A 17,895-nucleotide genomic window follows, 5' to 3' on the forward strand; every position below is an offset into this window, starting at 1 on the left:
CCACATCTGCCGCCTGACCTGGATAGGAGCCCGCGGACCTGGAGAGTGCCGGTGCCGGTGCCGGCCTTCGTCTCGACCGACCCGATCCGGCGGCTTCCCACGACCCGCTGGATCGAGATGCGAAGGCGGCGGATGACGCCGGCCACGAAGTTCAGTCATGGTTGCGGTGCGCCCGCTCCACTGAGGAGGATCCCGTCACCGAGCCTGAGCTGGAGCGGCATGGTGAGTCTCGCCGTGTTCTGGGCCACCGGAAAGCCCTCCACGCTCCACGTTATGCTCGCCGTGCAGTCGCCCGCGCGCAGGCTCATCAGGCGACCGTTGCGAATGCTCGCCTGGAGCAGGCCGACGCCGAACTCCAGGTCGATGCCGAAGCCGACGCGGGCCACGTACTGACCCTCGATGTACACGTCGACGTAGGGGGCGTGCTTTGACGTGATCGTGTGTCCGGTCAGGCGCACTATTTCGGTGCTTCCGGGTTGTTCGACGCTCCTGCGTGCGGCGAGCCCCAGCTCCCGGTACTGCAGCCAGCCGCCGAGCAGGACCGTGCCCAGCTCGATGCCGCGCAGTAGTTCGCCGCCCGCGTCGGCGACCCTGCCGTTGAGCGCGCCGCGGAAGGCCGAGCCCGCTCGCTGGGTGCCGTCCTCGACCTGCTCGAGCGTGCGGCGCGCGTCGAGGGCCCGCGACAGCTCCGCCGCCGCGTCCCTCGGGTCCGGGAAGAGCAGGAGATCGGCGGTGCCCGGCTCGGTTTCGATGTGGACTGTCACGATACGACCTCTCTCAGTTCCTGGCGGCCGGGGTCCGCGAACAGTTCCACCCGAATGTCCGGCACCGGGGCGGACGGGGCCGCGCCGGGCGGCGGAGAGCCGGTCAGGTGGATTTCCAGGCGCGGGGCGGGATCGGGGTGCGGATCGCAGTGGATCGACGGCACCTGCTGGGGCTGGGTTTGAGATGGGAGCTGGGGATACGGCAGGGTTTGGGCCGGGGCCGGGGCCGGGGCCGGGGCCGGAGACGGGGACGGGGACGGGGCCTGGTGCGGGTCGCTCCCTCGCACGGTACGGCGGGCCCGCAGGGTCCGGGCGACGAGGACGAGGACGAGGGCGATTGCCAGTCCCGGGAGCACGATCCCTACGAGCGCTACGGGGATCAGCGGTGAGGAGGAGCCATTGTCGGTCCCGGGGATCTCCCCAGGGCCCGTTTTGTTTCCGTCGTCGTTCGGGTTTGGCGTCTCCGTCACCGCCTCCCGCAGCGACACCGTCACGGTCGCGCCCTCGGAGACCTGGCTGCCGGCCACGGGATTCTGGCGGTCGATCTTCCCCGTCTCGGGCGAATCGGGATCCACGCTGAGCACCAGGCCGGCCTCCGAGAGCTGCAGCCTGGCCGCTGCCGGGTCGAGTCCGATCAGCGGCGGCACGGTCACCTGCCGCCCCGGCTTCACGGGCGTTGGAGGAGGAGTGGTGACCTCGGGCTGGGGCGGATTCGGGGAGATCAGGTCTATTCGCACGGTCGTGCCGAAGCTCACCAGTCGGCCCGCGGGCGGATTCTGGCCGGTGACCTTCCAGTCGGCGCTCGCGCTCGCCGGCTGCGGGTCCTTGCCCAGGCCGGCGGCGTCGAGAGCGGCTTCGGCGTCGGTGCGGGAAAGACCTTGCACATCTGGGACCTTCGGGCCGACCGTGAGGACGACCGTGTAGGCGACGTCGTCCCGGGCGGCGATGCCACGGTCCGCCGAGCAGTCTTCCACCACGTAGTCGATGACGTAGGACGTCGAGGTCGGCAGGAGGGTCTGGGGAAACACCTGAATGTTGATGTCCGCGTCCGGCACGTTCCGAAGCGTGTCTATCGCCACCTGGAGCTCCTGATGCAGTACGTCGGGTGGCTCACAGCCGTCGGGCGCGATCGGCGTGGGGGACGGTAGCACCGGGCTCAGGAACACGGCCAATGACACGGCGAGCATCGAGAGGTGGCGAAGCATCGGCTACTCCGCGGGGGATGCGGTCATGACGCCCGGGACCCGGCTGGTGTTGGACATTTAATTCACTCCCCTTGAACGAGGTCACTTACCCAGGGCGATGATGAGGAAGAAGAGCACGATCAGCACGGCTCCCGCCACGACCGCCCACTTCACTTTCCCTCCCGAACCTTCCGAGGTGGCCGGCACCGGAGGCGTGACAGTGATCGGGGCCGGTGTCACGGCCGACTCGCCCGTCGGCCAGGGCTTCTTGATGAAGCCGTCCACGTTGACGTAGAGCCGCTCCCCGATGACCATCCTCGGCCACACCGCGGCCGCCTCTCGGAGCCGCTCCCGCACACCGGGCGGCGGCAGGGTACGGCTGCACTCGATGAGCGTGTCGGCGAGGGCCGACGGCATGACCCTCCGGAGGACCACCGGATCCGGCTGCCAGGTTTCGACCGTCTCCTGGACGCAGCGCACCACCGCCCAGGCGAACTTGTAGTGGTCCGAGGTCACGTCGAAGGCCACCCCACGCTGCTCCACCGGAAGCTTCCACTGCTCCGGGTCGACGGGAGGCATCGCGCCCTCACCCAGGAGCGGCACGCAGGAGTCGCAGTCGAGGAGGTACACCTTGGGGCGCGGATCGATCGTGAAGACGGCGTTGCGCAATTGCAGATCCCCCACCGCGTACCCGTGCTGGTGCAGCCAGGTGACGGTGTCCAGCAGCTCACCGAGCACGGCCAGCTTGTACGGCGGCTCGTAGTACGCCTTCTTCACCTCGTACCGTTGCGCGATCCGCCTCGCACGCTCCGGGCTCCGGGTGAGCTCGTCGAGGTGACGCGGGGTCTCGGTCGCCTCGCCCGAGCCGGAGGTCCGCTGTTCGAACATCGACCTTTCGGCGAGCCTGATCAGGATGCCCTCGGCCCTGGCGGGCGTGCCGACGACGGCGATCGGCCAGGCGCACCTCTCGTCCAGCACCGCACGCTCCTCGTCCGGGAGCTCCCTGCGCCAGCGGATCATGGAATGCAGCGCGGGGACGCGCACCTCGTCGGCGGTCTCGGACTTGTACCTCTTGAACAGGTAGGTGCGCTGGTCGGGGGCGATGCAGAGCCGCAGTCCGTCCGTCTGCCCTCCGTCGCGGAGCACCGGCCCCTCCCCGGTGAATGTCAGCTCGCCGACGCGGACGATCATCGGAAGATCCGTCACGGCACGGCCGTATCGTGGCGTCCGGCCCAGATCGCGACCACCGTCCGGTCGTCGTCGAAGGTGGAGAGGCGGAAGTCGACCTCCCGGACGAAGTCGACCAGGCTCGGCGGCGTGCGCCAGGTCTGGGACAGCCGCTGGGCCAGCGGGGTCCGGCCGCCCGCGACGCCCGCGGCGAAGCCGTCGCTGCTGAGCACCAGCAGGTCACCCGCGCGCCACGAGAACATCCGGACCTGGATGTCGGCGAGGTCGCCCGGGATCGCCGCCGTCACGTTGTCGCCGCTTCCTCCCTCGCCCGCCAACGCCTGCCACCGGCCGCCGGTGACGAGGATGGCCGGGGAGTCGCCGACGGCGGCGCACACGGCTTGCCCCTCTCCCTCCGAAGGGAGGACGGCCACGGTCAGAGTGGTCCCGGGCCGTGCGGAAGGGGCGCGTTCGGTATTGGTGCCCGGCCGCGGCGAGCCCAGGGACTCGGTGGTCCGCCGGACCGTGTCGGACACGTAGGCGAGCACAGATTTCCAGTCCCAGCTCTGCGGGCGTTCACCGGACCGCAACGCGGAGTCGATCCCGTCCAGCGCGGCCCTGACGGCGACCGTGGACGCGATCTCCGCGTGGCGCGCGCTGCCCAGGCCGTCGGCCACGACCGCGATGACCCAGCGCTCGTCGTTACTGAGCCGCACGCCGTACGCGTCCTGCCGGGTCTCGCCGCGGAAGCTGTGCGTGCGGCCCCGTACCGTGGCGGCGCGCACTGTCGTGCCCTTGACCAGGCCTCCGTCGAGTGCAAGCCCGGCATCGGCCGAGGTGGTGCTCCAGGGCAGGTGCACGGCGATCCGCCTGGGCTCGGGACCGACGACCACGCGGGTGTCCTGCGTGGCGGCGGACCGCGGCGCATTGGGAGTCGCCACGTCCGGCTGCCTCCCCCCACGCACGGCGGTCGTCGCGGGACGCCAGCCGAGGAGGTAGAGCGCGGTGAACGCCGCCGCCCCGCCCAGCAACAGGGCCAGGATCATCTGTGCCAGAGGGAACCCGGACGACGTCGACACGTTGTCGCCCGCCCAGCCCCTCGCCACGTCGGCCGACCTCTTCCCGTTGTTCTTCACCTCGGTGAGCAGACGGTCGACGACCTGCGGGGTGAGCGCGTCCGTCACCTCCTGGAGCACCCGCTCGGCCTCCGGATCCCCCTTGGCGACCTGGTCGCTGGCGAACACGCTCAGCGTCCGAGGGGGCAGGATATTGTCCGGGTCTTCGAGCGGGACGAGGTTCCCCTTCTTCGAGCCGGCCGGGACGATCGCGCCTCCCGTGAAACCGGACTGTGTCAGGGCGGCGTCGAAGTCGGCCTGACTGCTGACGGCGAGTCCCCGGTCGGTCAGCGCCCGGTTGAACACGCCGAACTCTGGCGGGACCAGGACGGTGACGTGGGCCGTGTTCTGGTACTTCTGCGCGAATTCGGTGATCGTCTGGACGTCCTGCTGCAGCGAGGGGGACACGGCGAGCACCGCGCGGCTCTGGATCGCCGTCCTGCTCACGAGTGTGTGCCCGGGGAGAGCGGTGGGGAGTCGCTGGTCGTCCGGCGTCGACGGGGTCGGCGACGCGGCCACGAGCACGTCGAGGTCGTAGTCGACGGCGACCCGTGCGTCGTCCGGCTGCTTCGCGTAGTCCGCGACCTCGGCCACCTTCTTGGCGACGCCGTCGATGCCGGCCCGGTCGAGCGCGGCGGCGTAGATCTCGGCGACGAGCTGCTCCCGCTCTCCCGCCCGCGCGTTGACGATGATCTGCCGCCCCGAGTCGCCGGACCCGCCGCAGCCCGCGACGGCGAACCCGATGACGAGGGTGGCGACCGCGCTGGTACGGACCCGGCCCGGCGGGCCCATCAGGAGCCTCCGCACGGGAGCCGGCGCATGCCGGCCGGAATCGGGATCACGAAGTCGGAATTCCTGATCGAGCTGCCGATGCTGTCCTGGACCGCCTGGGCTATCGCCGCCACCACCTTGACCGCCTGGATCGACTCGTCCGCGACGTACGCCAACGGGTTGTTCCGGAAGGATGTCGCCACCTGGCAGAGGGTCTGCTCGGTGACCTGGCCGAAGCCCATCGCCGTGATGTGCGGGCGGTGCGGGAACGCGGGGTCGGTCAGCCTGGCACGGGCGCGCAGCCAGACCTCGGCAGGCTGGCGGCCATTTCCGACGAAGGGCTCGCCGTCGGTGATGAAGAAGACCACCGGGGTCTTGAGCTGGTACTGCCCGGCCAGGCGGGCGCAGTCGGCCTGGATGAGCTGCCGCAGGGTCAGGAACACCTGCTCGTAATTGGTCTGACCACCCTTCGGCAGCGCGGGGATGTTGCTCGCGTCACAGGGCCGGGTGAGCGGGAGCACCACGTCGGCCCTGTCATGGAAGGCCACGATGGACACGTGCGCGGCCTCGCTCACCCCCGGATCACCGGCCTCGAGCTGAAAGAGCAGCTCCCCGACACAGTTGGAAAGGATGTCGAACGGAGTCTGCCTGCCGTCCTCGCGGGGGGCGTGCATCGAGTGGGACACGTCGCACGTGATGTAGAAGGGAAATGCCCTCGGAAGGGCATAATTGTAGGTGGGCTCCGGAGAATGCGACACGGCGACTACTCTCCTCAAGATCGCTGACGCGGACGGCCCGAGGTACGCGATACGGGCCCCCTCACCCCATTAGATACGCCGTGAAGGCCCCAGCATTACTCATTTTCGGGAACTAATAGCTGCGGCACGGTGACAGACTCTGACAACGCCGGTCTGTAGGGTCGGGAGTTGGCGCGGTTCGTCGTTTTTCATCGATGATCCACTCCAGGTCGAGCGCCGGGCCAGGGCGCACACCAGGACCGAACCGGAGCAGAAACGAGCAGAACTCCCGAGGCAGAGGCGTACCGATCACTTCTTCAAGCGCGCTGACCTCGGCTGCCGGTAGAGGGGTAATCGTCGAGGAATCGGCGATCTGGGCGAGTTCTTCCCCCAGCGCATCCAAGCTGATCTTTGATCGCATGATATTTCCTCGGTACTCCCACGCCGGGTCGGAATAGCGATCTATGACGCGAAGGGATTCGCCAGCCCACTGGCCAGACCCTTTGAAAGTAGGAATGGCCCTTTGCTATCCGTGCAGCATGTTGTCCCGTGATCGCTTGTTGCTCCCGGTTTTCGGCGGCGTCGGAAGCAGCGAGTGCGGGCAACTGCTCCTATCGCGGGTGCGAGGTGGGTAGCGTCTGTCTCCGTTGCCACAGATGATCTAGGCTGGGCGCCTCCATCCACGATGAAGCGGCGGCAATCTTGCTTCCAATACCACTCTTTCGACGCGGACTGGAGTCCTGGGGAGGAGATGGCCTCGATGCGGAACGGCTCCGGAGACGAATACTCCATCGTCTTCTCCGCGGCGGGCGCCTACATCTGCGGCTTCGACCAGCCCGTACGGCAGCGACGGGCCGTGGCCGGGGGTACTCGACTCCGTCCCCCATGTCTTTCGCCACTGTGTCGAAGAACCTGCGTTCTGCGACGAGGACGGCATGCCAGTCGTGACCGCTTCTCTGTGGCGGGAGGCCGGTGACGACTGCTGGCGGGTGGGTGAGATCGAGTACCCGGACGGCGAGAGCGGCCCCGATGGGTCGGCACACCTGTTCGAGTTGCTCATGGATCCGTCGCCGGAGGCGTTTCAGCGGTTCGCTGAGGATTACTACGGAGTCATCGTGTGCTGTTCCGCCTCGAAGGTAGGACATGTCTCCAGCGTCTTACCCATGGAGATCGACCGTTTCGCCCCAACCCCGATTTACCAGCACAGGTCGCCCGGATCATCCGTGAGCGGATCAAGGCGGGCGAGTTGAAGCCGCGTGATGCGATCCCGTCGGAGTCGAGCATGGTTGCTGATCGCGGGATCACCGGGGACACAGCGCGGGCCGCGGTCGCCCTGCTCCGTGACGAGGGCTACGTGGTAACGATGCCGCAACGAGGATCGTTCGTCGCCGACCGGGAAAACTGGCCGGCCAAGTAAGCGGCACCCCAGATCAGGGGACACGTCCGGATACTGCCCAAGCTTGAAATTGCTCACTCTGAGTAGTCATATGGAGCGTGCAGTAACGGACGGGGCGGTCCGCAGCAGGCGGGACGCCCCTGCTCAAAGGAGAGAACCGCGGATGAACCGCAACACGATCGCCGCCGCACTGATTGCCCTCGGCTCCGTCCTGGCCGCGCCCGTAGCCGCCGGCCCGGCCCACGCAACGCTCCTAGCCGACCCCGTCGGCGATCTGGTCAACGGGATCACGGCCTCCAGCGACTCGCCCCCCGATGATTTCGACCCCTTCGACTCCCGCTCCGACTCTGACAGCAAGTCTCGCTCCGACAGCAAGTCCGACGGCAAGTCCGACAGCGACTCCGACAGCGACTCCGACAGCAAGTCCCGCTCCGACAGCAAGTCCGACAGCGACTCCGACAGCAAGTCCCGCTCCGACAGCAAGTCCGACAGCAAGTCCGACAGTGACTCCCGCTCCGACAGCAAGTCCCGCTCGGACAGCAAGTCCCGCTCGGACAGCAAGTCCGACAGCAAGTCCGACAGCAAGTCCGACAGCGACTCCGACTCCGACAGCGACTCCGACAGCGACTCCGACAGCGACTCCGGCTCCGGCTCCGGCTCCGGCTCCGGCAGCTAGACCCGTTCTTCGCACATCGCCCCGTTTGACCTGTGGTGATTACTCACGGAGATAGAGGTTGCACCACTTTGACGGTAGCGATACGGCATGTGCGAAGAACAGGGGCAGCGGGCCGTGGAAGGCAGGGAGGGCGGCGAAGGACTTCGCGACCGACGCCTGCGGCACCCCGGTTCACGTCCTGCCCGACGATGATCGGCCCCGCCCAGCGCTCTCGCAGGCAACCCGCCATCCCTGCCGCCCAGGGCGGTTTTCAGGGGTTGTGGCGGCACCCGTCCAGGGCTGCCTAAAGCGCCTGGGTTGTAGGTCAGGAGGGGTCTGGAAAGCCTGGGCGGAGGATCTGGAAACCAGACCCCTCCCACCTGGATCTAGACCCTTCCTCGACCGGTCTTAGACGGTGATCTAGGCCCTCTCCAGCTCTCGGGGGCCGGCGGATCTATGGTCACGTAGGCGATCGGGCCGCCGGACGTGGATTTGAGGCGTTTGCCAAGAAGGAGCTCGGCGATTCGCAGGTCGTCGGCTGTGCCGATCGTGATCATGTTCCCGGACGCTGTTGCCCTCATGCTGACCGGAAAATGACCATCTCAGCCGGGCATGCGGCAGCGAACCCCGGCCATCGATGTGAGTCAGGCGGCCTGGGGCAGGGGGAACCGCCCTGGCGTCGGCGAGCGAGGAACCGTGAGGAACCGTGAGGAGAAATTCTCTCTGTTCGACGGTCCAGAACGGGCAGTCGGTGGACCACCGCTCAAGGACCGGGGTCATCATGATCACTGCTGAGGTGTAACGAGCCCGCCGCAGCCGGGAAGAGACAACCAGTACCGGTGCCGTACAAAGGCAGGAGCAAGCCGTCCGCACAGAAGCTCATGCCAAGCTGCACGCCTCCGCAGAGCGGGCGAATGCGCAGTTGAAGAGCCGGCGGGTACTGCGGAAGCTCCGCCGCTGCCCCCTTCGCGCAGGTCAGCTCGTCAAAGCGACCTCATCCCTCAGACCCGCGAAGCAGGATGAAAACGTTCATCCCGCCAAAGTCGGAGTGCTTCGCCGCTGCTCTAGGATTCGCTCTTCCCGGCGGTCAATCCGGGTGGTCGGTTGGCTCCAACATGGGCACGAGGAACTGCCGGGCCACCGTGGCCAGTTGCTCGTCGTCGTCGAGGTCGATGATCTGACTGGGGATCGCCAGGAAGGAGGCGGAGATCCGGACCATCAGTTCGGCCACGAGGTCGGTGTCCAAGTCGCTCGACACGTTGCCCGCGCGTTGCTCGTGGCGGAGCTGGCCTGCGACGAACTGCCGCACGGTGGCGAGGGTTCGGCCCCCGTCGCTGATCATGGAGGGTACGACCAGATCCGGTTCCGCGGTGATCAGGCCGCCGATCAACGGGTTACGCCGGATGGCGCGCAATGAGCTCACAAAGCCAAGAACCGCCCGATCAGCGGCGGTATGAGCTTGTTCGATGTCGATGAGGAACTGGTCGAAATATCGGCGGAATTCTCGACGTACCACATGTTCGACCAGCGCGTCCTTCGTGGCGAACCGCCGGTAGACCGTGATCCGCGAAACCCCGGCCCGGCGGGCCACGTCCTCCATGGTCGACCGCCGGATACCCATGCGGCAGAACTGCTCATACGCCGCGTCGAGTATGCGCGCACGGGTCTCGTCCATGTCGTCAACCTGTTCGACGGCATCAATGTACGCGCGCTCCAACAGCGACTCCGAGTCCGACGGCGCCATGAGCACGGACAGTGCAGATTCCACGATCACCTCCTGTGATTGATTCTGCCTCAATCCCTGACAGTCGCTGTCACGGTCTTGTGATGTCCGACACTGTGTGCTGTATTGGTGATACTCAGATTCATCTTATGTTTCATCGTATCAGCAATGCTCTCGGCCTCACGAGGAGAAGGGACGAAGGCATGGACAAACTCAGCAGGCGCGACATGCTCCGGGCCGGCGGGACGTTGGGCGCATTCGGTGCGCTGAGCATCGCGACCCCCGCGCAGGCGCGCGTGTGGACGTGGTCGCCCAGTGGTTCGGTGGTGGGCACAGGGGCAGGCCTCGACCCGCGGTGGGTATGGGACCCGGAGGCCGACACGCTGGTCGCCTCGCTGATCGACCGGGGCGAGGTGCCCAGGGTCAACACTCTGCTGCGGACCTGGACCAAGAACGGTCAGCCGTTGCCGGCCGGACTGCCGGCGGACCTGAAGGCCTTCATGGAGAAGGCCCGTCAGCTGCCGGCCTGGGCCGACAGAGGCAAGATCGCCGCCGCGGCCGACTTCAACAACAGGCGGGGGCTCTACACCGGCGTGCTGTACGGCTTCGCCAGCGGCATGATGAGCACGGTCATCCCCAAGGAGGCGCGGGCGGTCTACTACTCGCAGGGTGGTGCGGACATGAAGGACCGCATCTCCAAGACCGCCAAGCTCGGGTATGACATCGGGACTCGGAACGCTTATGACGCCGATGGCGAAATGATCGTGACCTGCGTCAAGACCCGGCTGGCGCATGCGGCCGTGCGCCACCTGCTGCCGAAGTCCCCGCACTGGCAGGGGTCCGCCGACGAGGAGATTCCGATCAGCCAGGCGGACATGATGGTCACCTGGCACAGCCTGCCCACGACCGTCATGAAGAATCTGGTCGCGTGGAAGGTGCCGATGCCCGCCGGCGACTCCGCGGCCTTCCTGCACACGTGGCAGCTGGCCGCGTACATGCTCGGCATCAAGGAGGAGTACATCCCCGCGTCGTGGACCGAGGCCAATTCCCAGGCCAAGCAGGTCCTGGACCCGGTGCTGGCCCCGACACCCGAGGGCATCAAGCTGGCCAACATTCTCCTGGAGCTCGGCGCCACGATCGATGCCGGCCTCCTCACCAAGCGCGTACTCGGCTCGTTGACGCGCTTCATGCTCGGCGACGAGATCGCCGGGTGGCTGAGTATCCCCAGGTATCCGCTCTGGGATGGGCTTCTCAACACGTTCTGGGGACCCTTCATCGCCGTCCGCGAAGGCGTGCTCAAGGTGTTCCCGGGGGCGGACAGCACCTACTGGCTCTTCGATGAGCTCCTTCGCAAGGTACTCCTGGCCTACCTGTCCGGAGCGCAGCAGATCAACATCGAGATTCCGCTGACCAACAACCCGAACTACCCGAACTCCTGAGCCGGACCCTCGGCCCAGAAGCGGAGGAAAGCCCCGGCCTGGCTTGCTTTCCGTAGGCCAGGACACCGCTGCGAATTCTCGGGCCCGGAATCCAGCAGAGTCCGGGCCCAGGCCTTCCGCCCCGCCCGTCCGAGTCCCCTGTGTGGGCGGCCATGGTTTCCCGTATTGACCGTTTCCTGGGTGTGCCGACGCCCCAGTCATATCTGTTCACGAATACCCGAAACAGGTTCTAACACGCCTGAACACTCATGACCGGTGACTGATATCAACGGAGCGCTACGAGCAGTTGCCGCCGGGTTGAGAAACGGGCTCTTGGTTATCGATCCGGGGAGTCGGTCGGTTCCGGCATGGGCGCCAGGAAATATCGGGTCACCCTGGTCGGCTGCTTGCCGGCATGGAGCGTGACAAGCTCGCAAATCATCCAGAGCCATCCGGTCAGCGGAGGTACGGGCTTGTTCGATATCGATGAGAAACCGGCCGGAGTGCCGAGGTTTAGCCGGAAGCAGCGAAGCGATCAGCTGTTTCTTCAAATGTTTCCCGATCAGCTTGCGCCCTTGTTGAGATACAAATAAACCTGATATGTATCATCGTATCATCGGCGTGCGGAACTCAGGAGGAGTCCGGCATGGCAGAGCTGAGCAGGCGCAAGATGCTGATCTCAGGTGGAGCCCTGGGGGCGCTCGGAGCGCTGGGGATGGCGTTCCCGGCTCGGGCGACGCCCTGGACCTGGGCATCGAGCGGTTCGATCGCGGGTGCCGGCGCCGGCACCGATCCGCGGTGGGTGTGGGACGAGGAGGCCGACCCGCTGGTCGCCTCGCTGATCGATCGAGGCGCCGTCCCCGAGGTCAACCGCCTGCTGTGGAATTGGACCCGTAACGACCAGCCCCTGCCCGCAGGGCTGCCGGCGGACCTGCGGGACTTCATGGAGAGAACACGCCAACCGCCGTCGTGGGCGGACCACGGCAAGCTGAACACCGCAGCCGAGTTCAACAAGTCCAGAGGGCTGTACCTCAATCTGCTCAACGGCGTGGGTGGCGGCATGCTGAGCACCGCCATTCCCAAAGAGGCCCTCTCGGTCTACTACTCCAAGGGCGGCGCGGACATGGAGGACCGCGTCGCCAAGACAAGCATCCTGGGATTCGCCGTCGGCGCCCTGAACGCGTACCGGCCCGATGGCTCCTGCGTGGTCGAGGCGGTGAAGACCCGGCTGGTACACGCGGCGGTACGACACCTACTGCAGCAGTCCCCCCACTGGACCGGCGACATCCCGATCAGCCAGGAGGACATGCTGGTCACCTGGCACACCTTGCCGACCTTCGCCATGCGCAAGATGCTCGAATGGAAGGTCCCGATCAGCGCCGCCCACTCCGAGGCGTACCTGCATGTGTGGCAGGTGACCGCGCACATGCTCGGCGTCAAGGACGAATACATCCCCGCCACCTGGGCCGCGGCCAACGCTCAGTCGGACCAGATCCTGCCCCGGAACATGGGGCCGACGCCCGAGGGTTTGGAGCTGACCGACATCCTGCTGGGTCAGCTCGCCGAGCAGACCAGTCCCGCCGGCATCAGCCGGCCGCTGTGCAACGCGCTCGCCCGGTACCTGGTCGGCGACCAGGTGGCCGACTGGGACGGCATCAAACGCGAGCCGGTGTGGGACCTGCTGATCCCCACCATCTGGCCGAAACTGGTGAGATTCCGCGAGGGCCTCATTCCGCTGCCACTGGTACCCGAGACCGCCTGGGTCCTCGACGAAGCCGTGCGGAAATACATCCTGTTCTATCTCACCAAGGCCAAGGAGACCAAGATTGAGATCCCCACGACCAACCGTCCGGGTTTGAGCTGAATGATGATGGGATCGAATGGTGGCGGGCTGGACGAGGGCATCGGGCGGCGCCGGTTCCTCGGGTACGTGGTGGCGGCTCCGACCCTGGTGGTCGCCGCCGAACTCGGCCTGACGCCGGCGCCCGACGTCCGGCTGCCCTCACCGGAACTCACGGAACTGCTCGACCTCAACGACGTGATGACCGCGGCGGCGCTGCCGACCTCGGGCCTGATCTCGGTCGAGGTCAACCGGGACGGCACGGTGTCGTTCGCGTTGCCGCGGGCCGAGGTGGGGCAGGGCATCACCACCTCGACGGCCATGCTGATCGCCGAGGAAATGGCCGTGCCGCTGGAACGGGTGCGTGTCACACTGGCCGACGCCCGGCCGGAGCTGGTGTTCAACCAGCTCACCGGCGGGTCGAACACCACCATCGCCACCTATACCCCGATCCGGGTCGCCGCCGCCATCGCCCGGCTCCGGTTGCTGGCGGCCGCGGCGACCGAACTCGGTTCCGCGGTCACCGATCTGACGCTGAAGGCCGGGGTGATCACCGATCGCTCCGGTGGCAGCGTCGACATCGGTGCGCTCGCCGAGAAGGCCGCGAGCACGCGGACCCGGCAGGTGTCGGTGGAGCTCACATCACGCGAGAACTTCACCGTCATCGGCAGACCGCACAACCGGATCGACGCGCTGGACGCGGTGACCGGGCGCAAGAAGTTCGCGATGGACCTCGACGTCCCGGGCGCGAAGCCGACGATGGTGTGCCGCCCGCCGACCATCAACGGCAAAGTCGGCTCGGTGGCCAACCTCGCCGAGGTCCGCGCCATGCCGGGTGTCACCGATGTCGTGACGATCTCCACCGGGGTGGCGGTGCGTGCCGAGACCTTCGGCCAGTGCATCGACGCCGTACGCGCCCTGCGGGTCTCCTGGAAACCCGGTACCGCGGAAGGAAAATCCGACGAGACCGTGCTCCGGGAACTGGAGGCCGCGGAGCTGCCGCTCGGGCTCAAGCCGCTGACTCCGACCGTCGAAGGCAAGTTCACCTTCTACTTCCGCAGCAACAGCGCGCTGGAACCCAACTGTGCGATCGCCGACGTGCGGGCCGACCGCGCCGAGATCTGGTCGGCGTTGAAATCGCCGCTCGTCGCCAAGCAGACCATCGCCGCCAAGCTGGGGCTGCCGCTCAGCAGGGTCACCGTGCACGTCACCGAAGGCGGTGGTTCCTTTGGGCGCAAGCTGTTCTTCGACGCCGCGCTGGAAGCCGCCGAGGTGTCCCAGCTGCTCGGCAAACCCGTCAAGCTCATGTGGCACCGCGCCGACGACTCCCGCCAGGGCCGCACCCACCCGATGGCCACCTCGCGGGTACGCGTCGCCTACCTCGGCGACACCGTGCTGAGCTACAAGCAGCGGCACACCAGCGTCTCCACGGACCTTGGCCACGGGCTCGGTGAGATCATCACCGCCATGGCCGCGAGGCTTCCGGTGGGTGACATCGGCTTCTCCCAAACGTTCTTCCATCTCAGTCAGGCGATGTCCTACAAGTTCGGCGCCAGCAGCCAGTTACTCAACGAAACCGACAAGGGCTTCAACACCGGCAGCATGCGCAACGTCTACTCACCCGACGTCACCTGCGCCCGGGAGCTCATCGTCGACCGGCTCGCCGCGAGGATGGGCAAGGACCCCTACCGGTTCCGACATGACTTTCTCCGCGATGACCGCTCCCGGGCGGTGCTGGGGAAGGTGGCCGAGGTCGGCGCCTGGGGACGGCCGATGCAGGCCGGCACCGCGCAGGGCATCGCGTTCCACGCCGAGTACAAGGCCGTCAGCGCCGTGCTGGTGGAGATCGACTGCCGACCCGAAACCGTCAACCGCCCCATCCGCGACGGCGTGGCCGGACCACGCATCACCAAGGTCGTAGTCGCGGTGGACGTCGGGCTTGCCGTCAACCCGCGGGGGCTGGAAGCACAGATGATGGGCTGCGTCATGGATGGCATCGCGCTGGCCTTGACTTCCAGCCTGCACCTGCGCGACGGGTACTTCCTCGAAGCGAGCTGGGACAACTACTTCTACACCCGGCAGTGGAACACCCCGCCCGAACTCCAGATCATCGTCATGCCCAGCACCTCCGAGGAGCCCGGCGGCGCTGGGGAACTGGGCGTCGCCGCGTCGATGGCCGCGGTCGCCTGTGCGTACGGTCGCGCGACCGGAACGATGCCCACCAGCTTCCCGATCAACCACGGCACGCTCTCCTTCGCCCCCAAACCGACCATCCCCCCCATTCCCCCATCCCCGACCGACGGCCTGAACCACGCTCGCTGAAACAAGGAGATCTGATTGTCCGAGCACACTTTCCGCGTCAACGGTGAGCAGGTCACCGTCAACGTCGACGGCGACGTGCGCCTGCTGTGGGTGCTGCGCGACATTCTCGGGATTACCGGACCGAAGTACGGCTGCGGTATCAATGTCTGCAAAGCGTGTACCAGCCATATCAACGGCAAAGCGGTCAACCCCTGCGCGATCCCCGTCGCAGATCTCCAGCCGACCGACGAAGTCACGACCATCGAAGGACTTCCGGCCACGGTCGGCAAGGACCTGCACCCTATGCAGCAGGCATGGCTCGACCACGACGTCGCCCAGTGCGGCTACTGCCAGCCCGGCCAGATCATGGCCGCCGTGGCGCTGGTCCGCCGCGCCGCCGCCGAAGGCCGCGGAATCACCGACGCCGACCTCGACGGCCTCCGCAACATCTGCCGCTGCGGCACCTACTCTCGTATCCGCGAAGCCGTCAAAGCCGGCGCCGAGAACATGTGAGGCACATGTGTGCCCGGGGACCCCGGGCACGGCTGTACGTCATGGTGGGTCTTTCCCATTGAAGATCTTCGGCTGTGTCAGCCGGATCGGTGCGCAGTCGGCGGGGCTGCCCGGATCGGTGCCGGGAGCGGGAGACGGCGGAGGCGTCACGAACCATCCGCCGTCTCGGTGTCCGTGAAGGTCACTCCTCCAGCGGTGATCGGCACATCGCGAGGACGACCTGGGACGGATGTGGGTCGAGCGGGGCCGTTCGCCGGTTCGAGATCGGGCGAGGTGGAAGATAATGGTATGTCTGATATCGGCGCACCACATATCGGTGCAGTGTCGAAATGTGGCTCGTATCAACGCTTCTCAAACACCCCCTGGAAGTCTTAAAATCGGCGTGTATGTGATCTAGCGCTTAGAGGTGCAGCCATGCCCGAGCCGGTCATCTTTGGGATCTACCACCTTGGCAAGCTTGGCTGGAATGCCCGGAAGTGGGCCAAAGAGCTGGTGCTCAAGCCATTCACCTACGAGAACAACACCGGTAAAGATCTTTATTGTGCGATGCACCTGTACTCGACCGACAGTTCGATGGGATGGCTTCACGTCCCATCGGGCAGCCGGAAGGTGGTGCAGATACCGGTTCCTCGTCTTGGACGAGCTTCGGTGATCGTCTATGCCCGTACGTCGGGTGGAAAACGCGAATATGGTGGCAGGGGGCTTCTGGCCACTTCATTTCATGTCGCGCTTCCCGCCGGGGGAGGGAAAATCCGTGAATCGCACAAGTTCGCAATCGACAACGCCGGTGCGGACTTCGCGAGCTTGCGCATGAACGCCGGGGGAGCCGAAAGACTGGTCAGGGTCGACGGCCGTGAGTTCTATTTCACCGGCTCCCCTACGTACAGGTATCCACAGGACGTGGAAGCAGCGCCCTCCCGGTATGAAATGGGCTACTAGCGATTTTTGTGGAGCAATTGTCAAGACTTGTGGATGGGAGCCGCACCGACCCGGCGGTGATAGGTGTCTACGTCGACGTTGCTGCCGCACACGACGGTGACGTCGAACCCCCGGCCGCGGCCGGACCAAGCGAGGGCTTGGCCAAGGTTGCCCGCGCTGGCGCACACCACGGCTCGCGAGCCGTTGTCGGCGAGCAGGCTCGCGACTACCTCGGTGCCGCGGGCCTTGAAGCTGCGGACCGGGTTCGCCGTTTCGAGCTTGATGCTCACCGTGCACCCGAGGTCAGGCTCCAGCGCCTCGCAGTGGTACAGCGGAGTGTCGAGAAAAATCGGGTCGATTACCCGGCGAGCCGCCCGGATCCGAGCAGTGTCGAGGCGCGTCTCCTGCATGACACAGCAGCGTAGCGCCACCGGCGCTGTTTCATTTGGGGGAATGCCCGGTGCCCGTACTGGAAGGTGAGTCAGCACCGACGGAGAGGGAATGCTGTGCGATCTGTCCGACCTGCCACCGTCACCGCCCGTTCACCGGTACGAACACCGTCCAGGGACCGGTCGGCAGCGGTATGACGAGGTGGAGCCGGTCAGACATTGTGTCCCACTCCGCACCCTCGCGGTCCTGATGAACGTTGTCAGTGCCGCAATGCAGTATGGAGACGCCGGATTTGTGGTGAGAAAAGGAGTTCACGGTGCCGCCGAAAAACCAGCAGGTGGCGAACCATGAGTTTCTCAAGGACATATACGAGGACGAGTACTACCCCGATCATGTCGTCGACAAGGGGAAAGCGATCCTGCTGGGACTGTGCGAGCGGATCGAGGCGGAGCGGCCGTCGGATCTGACGGCGCTGTACGTGCTGACGGAGGCCGCGACGGAGGAGTTCAACGAGCTGGAGACGGATTTCGAGGCGGCCGGCAGTGAGATCGAGACTGTCGCGCGCGAGGTGATAGCCGAGGACTTCTGGTTCGTGGTGTCGGCATACGGCTTCGCGGAAGCCGATGCGGAACAGTTGATCGCCACCCGGGAATGGTGATCGACGTCCCTATCGCACCAGACGTCCTTACCGAGATGGACGGGGTTGGCGCGCGCCGGGCGACCGCGACACTTGTGGAGGCCGTCACCCTGCGCGACCCGTACCACCGAGGCTCCCTGACCTGGACGTGAACCTCCCCTTCGAGCAGAACAATCGAAGCAATCACCCCGTGCCCGTGTTCCGCTGCCGGTGCACCGGCAGCTCCGGCCGCAGGAGCGCCGCCGCGGCAACGCGGTGGCGCGCCGGTCCTCACTGGCGAACGCCGGGCATCAGCGGACGGCTACACCCAACGGCCAAGGGCGTCGATCGTCGTTTCCGGTGAGGTGTTGAAGCAGAACCGGATTC

General features: G+C 66.4%; 16 protein-coding genes and 1 pseudogene. 9 read left to right on the forward strand and 8 right to left on the reverse strand.

Translation table 11 applies throughout. The annotated features are described in order from the left end of the window. Positions 1 to 155: 155 nt before the first annotated feature. The 6 genes from ACWD3H_RS44220 to ACWD3H_RS44245 form a co-directional block, all read right to left on the reverse strand. Positions 156 to 764 carry a hypothetical protein gene (locus tag ACWD3H_RS44220; RefSeq protein ID WP_451959286.1) on the reverse strand — a complete coding sequence of 203 codons (609 nt, stop codon included), beginning with the start codon at positions 762 to 764 and terminating at the stop codon, positions 156 to 158. Then, a complete protein-coding gene (locus ACWD3H_RS44225) occupies positions 761 to 1,969 on the reverse strand; it encodes a PASTA domain-containing protein (RefSeq protein ID WP_451959287.1) in 1,209 nt (402 codons plus the stop codon). Before ACWD3H_RS44225 ends, ACWD3H_RS44220 begins: the two co-directional genes overlap by 4 nt. Positions 1,970 to 2,050: 81 nt before the next feature. Next, positions 2,051 to 3,154 carry a hypothetical protein gene (locus ACWD3H_RS44230; RefSeq protein WP_451959288.1) on the reverse strand — a complete coding sequence of 368 codons (1,104 nt, stop codon included), beginning with the start codon at positions 3,152 to 3,154 and terminating at the stop codon, positions 2,051 to 2,053. Then, positions 3,151 to 5,022 carry a protein phosphatase 2C domain-containing protein gene (locus tag ACWD3H_RS44235; protein WP_451959289.1) on the reverse strand — a complete coding sequence of 624 codons (1,872 nt, stop codon included), beginning with the start codon at positions 5,020 to 5,022 and terminating at the stop codon, positions 3,151 to 3,153. Before ACWD3H_RS44235 ends, ACWD3H_RS44230 begins: the two co-directional genes overlap by 4 nt. Next, a complete protein-coding gene (locus ACWD3H_RS44240) occupies positions 5,022 to 5,687 on the reverse strand; it encodes a vWA domain-containing protein (RefSeq protein WP_451959290.1) in 666 nt (221 codons plus the stop codon). The genes ACWD3H_RS44235 and ACWD3H_RS44240 overlap by 1 nt, the downstream gene beginning before the upstream one ends. A gap of 184 nt (positions 5,688 to 5,871) precedes the next feature. Beyond that, on the reverse strand, positions 5,872 to 6,159 hold the full coding sequence (locus ACWD3H_RS44245) for a hypothetical protein (protein ID WP_451959291.1): 288 nt from the start codon (positions 6,157 to 6,159) through the stop codon (positions 5,872 to 5,874). Between the two features lie 696 nt (positions 6,160 to 6,855). Between ACWD3H_RS44245 and ACWD3H_RS44250 the strand changes: the two genes are divergently transcribed. The 3 genes and pseudogenes from ACWD3H_RS44250 to ACWD3H_RS44260 all read left to right on the forward strand — a co-directional run. Then, entirely contained in the window at positions 6,856 to 7,155 is a 300-nt protein-coding gene (locus tag ACWD3H_RS44250; protein WP_451959292.1) for a winged helix-turn-helix domain-containing protein, read from the forward strand. 142 nt (positions 7,156 to 7,297) lie between these two features. After that, a complete protein-coding gene (locus tag ACWD3H_RS44255; protein WP_451959293.1) occupies positions 7,298 to 7,810 on the forward strand; it encodes a hypothetical protein in 513 nt (170 codons plus the stop codon). An 812-nt stretch (positions 7,811 to 8,622) separates the two neighbouring features. Then, positions 8,623 to 8,795: pseudogene (locus ACWD3H_RS44260) on the forward strand (IS5/IS1182 family transposase); the annotation flags it as partial. An 81-nt stretch (positions 8,796 to 8,876) separates the two neighbouring features. Here ACWD3H_RS44260 and ACWD3H_RS44265 read toward each other — a convergent pair. After that, positions 8,877 to 9,533 (reverse strand): TetR/AcrR family transcriptional regulator, encoded by a 657-nt coding sequence (locus ACWD3H_RS44265; protein ID WP_451959294.1) that lies wholly within the window; start codon positions 9,531 to 9,533, stop codon positions 8,877 to 8,879. Between the two features lie 182 nt (positions 9,534 to 9,715). Here ACWD3H_RS44265 and ACWD3H_RS44270 point away from each other — a divergent pair, with 182 nt between their 5' ends. The 5 genes from ACWD3H_RS44270 (at position 9,716) to ACWD3H_RS44290 (ending at position 16,523) form a co-directional block, all read left to right on the forward strand. Next, positions 9,716 to 10,951 carry an oxygenase MpaB family protein gene (locus ACWD3H_RS44270; RefSeq protein WP_451959295.1) on the forward strand — a complete coding sequence of 412 codons (1,236 nt, stop codon included), beginning with the start codon at positions 9,716 to 9,718 and terminating at the stop codon, positions 10,949 to 10,951. 625 nt (positions 10,952 to 11,576) lie between these two features. Continuing rightward, positions 11,577 to 12,794, forward strand: a complete 1,218-nt coding sequence (locus ACWD3H_RS44275; protein WP_451959296.1) for an oxygenase MpaB family protein — start codon at positions 11,577 to 11,579, stop codon at positions 12,792 to 12,794. Further along, positions 12,795 to 15,092 carry a molybdopterin cofactor-binding domain-containing protein gene (locus ACWD3H_RS44280; protein ID WP_451959297.1) on the forward strand — a complete coding sequence of 766 codons (2,298 nt, stop codon included), beginning with the start codon at positions 12,795 to 12,797 and terminating at the stop codon, positions 15,090 to 15,092. Positions 15,093 to 15,107: 15 nt separating this feature from the next. After that, entirely contained in the window at positions 15,108 to 15,584 is a 477-nt protein-coding gene (locus tag ACWD3H_RS44285; protein ID WP_355563403.1) for a (2Fe-2S)-binding protein, read from the forward strand. Positions 15,585 to 15,998: 414 nt separating this feature from the next. Further along, positions 15,999 to 16,523, forward strand: coding sequence for a hypothetical protein (locus ACWD3H_RS44290; RefSeq protein ID WP_451959298.1), 525 nt, complete (start codon positions 15,999 to 16,001; stop codon positions 16,521 to 16,523). Between the two features lie 20 nt (positions 16,524 to 16,543). On the opposite strand, the gene ACWD3H_RS44295 is transcribed toward ACWD3H_RS44290, so the two are convergent. Continuing rightward, positions 16,544 to 16,912, reverse strand: coding sequence for a pyridoxal-phosphate dependent enzyme (locus tag ACWD3H_RS44295; protein ID WP_451959299.1), 369 nt, complete (start codon positions 16,910 to 16,912; stop codon positions 16,544 to 16,546). 296 nt (positions 16,913 to 17,208) lie between these two features. Here ACWD3H_RS44295 and ACWD3H_RS44300 point away from each other — a divergent pair, with 296 nt between their 5' ends. Further along, complete coding sequence (locus ACWD3H_RS44300) at positions 17,209 to 17,550, forward strand: DUF5713 family protein (RefSeq protein WP_451959300.1); 342 nt, start codon at positions 17,209 to 17,211, stop codon at positions 17,548 to 17,550. The last annotated feature ends 345 nt before the right edge of the window (positions 17,551 to 17,895 follow it).

It is taken from the genome of Streptosporangium sp. NPDC002607 (assembly GCF_053592655.1).

What these genes read in the sequence shown, in the direction of transcription:
- ACWD3H_RS44225 (WP_451959287.1), bottom strand. Translation starts at nt 1,969, where the DNA reads ATGCTTCGCCACCTCTCGATGCTCGCCGTGTCATTGGCCGTGTTCCTG.
- ACWD3H_RS44235 (WP_451959289.1), bottom strand. Translation starts at nt 5,022, where the DNA reads ATGGGCCCGCCGGGCCGGGTCCGTACCAGCGCGGTCGCCACCCTCGTC.
- ACWD3H_RS44245 (WP_451959291.1), bottom strand. Translation starts at nt 6,159, where the DNA reads ATGCGATCAAAGATCAGCTTGGATGCGCTGGGGGAAGAACTCGCCCAG.
- ACWD3H_RS44255 (WP_451959293.1), top strand. Translation starts at nt 7,298, where the DNA reads ATGAACCGCAACACGATCGCCGCCGCACTGATTGCCCTCGGCTCCGTC.
- ACWD3H_RS44265 (WP_451959294.1), bottom strand. Translation starts at nt 9,533, where the DNA reads ATGGCGCCGTCGGACTCGGAGTCGCTGTTGGAGCGCGCGTACATTGAT.
- ACWD3H_RS44270 (WP_451959295.1), top strand. Translation starts at nt 9,716, where the DNA reads ATGGACAAACTCAGCAGGCGCGACATGCTCCGGGCCGGCGGGACGTTG.
- ACWD3H_RS44275 (WP_451959296.1), top strand. Translation starts at nt 11,577, where the DNA reads ATGGCAGAGCTGAGCAGGCGCAAGATGCTGATCTCAGGTGGAGCCCTG.
- ACWD3H_RS44280 (WP_451959297.1), top strand. Translation starts at nt 12,795, where the DNA reads ATGATGATGGGATCGAATGGTGGCGGGCTGGACGAGGGCATCGGGCGG.
- ACWD3H_RS44290 (WP_451959298.1), top strand. Translation starts at nt 15,999, where the DNA reads ATGCCCGAGCCGGTCATCTTTGGGATCTACCACCTTGGCAAGCTTGGC.
- ACWD3H_RS44295 (WP_451959299.1), bottom strand. Translation starts at nt 16,912, where the DNA reads ATGCAGGAGACGCGCCTCGACACTGCTCGGATCCGGGCGGCTCGCCGG.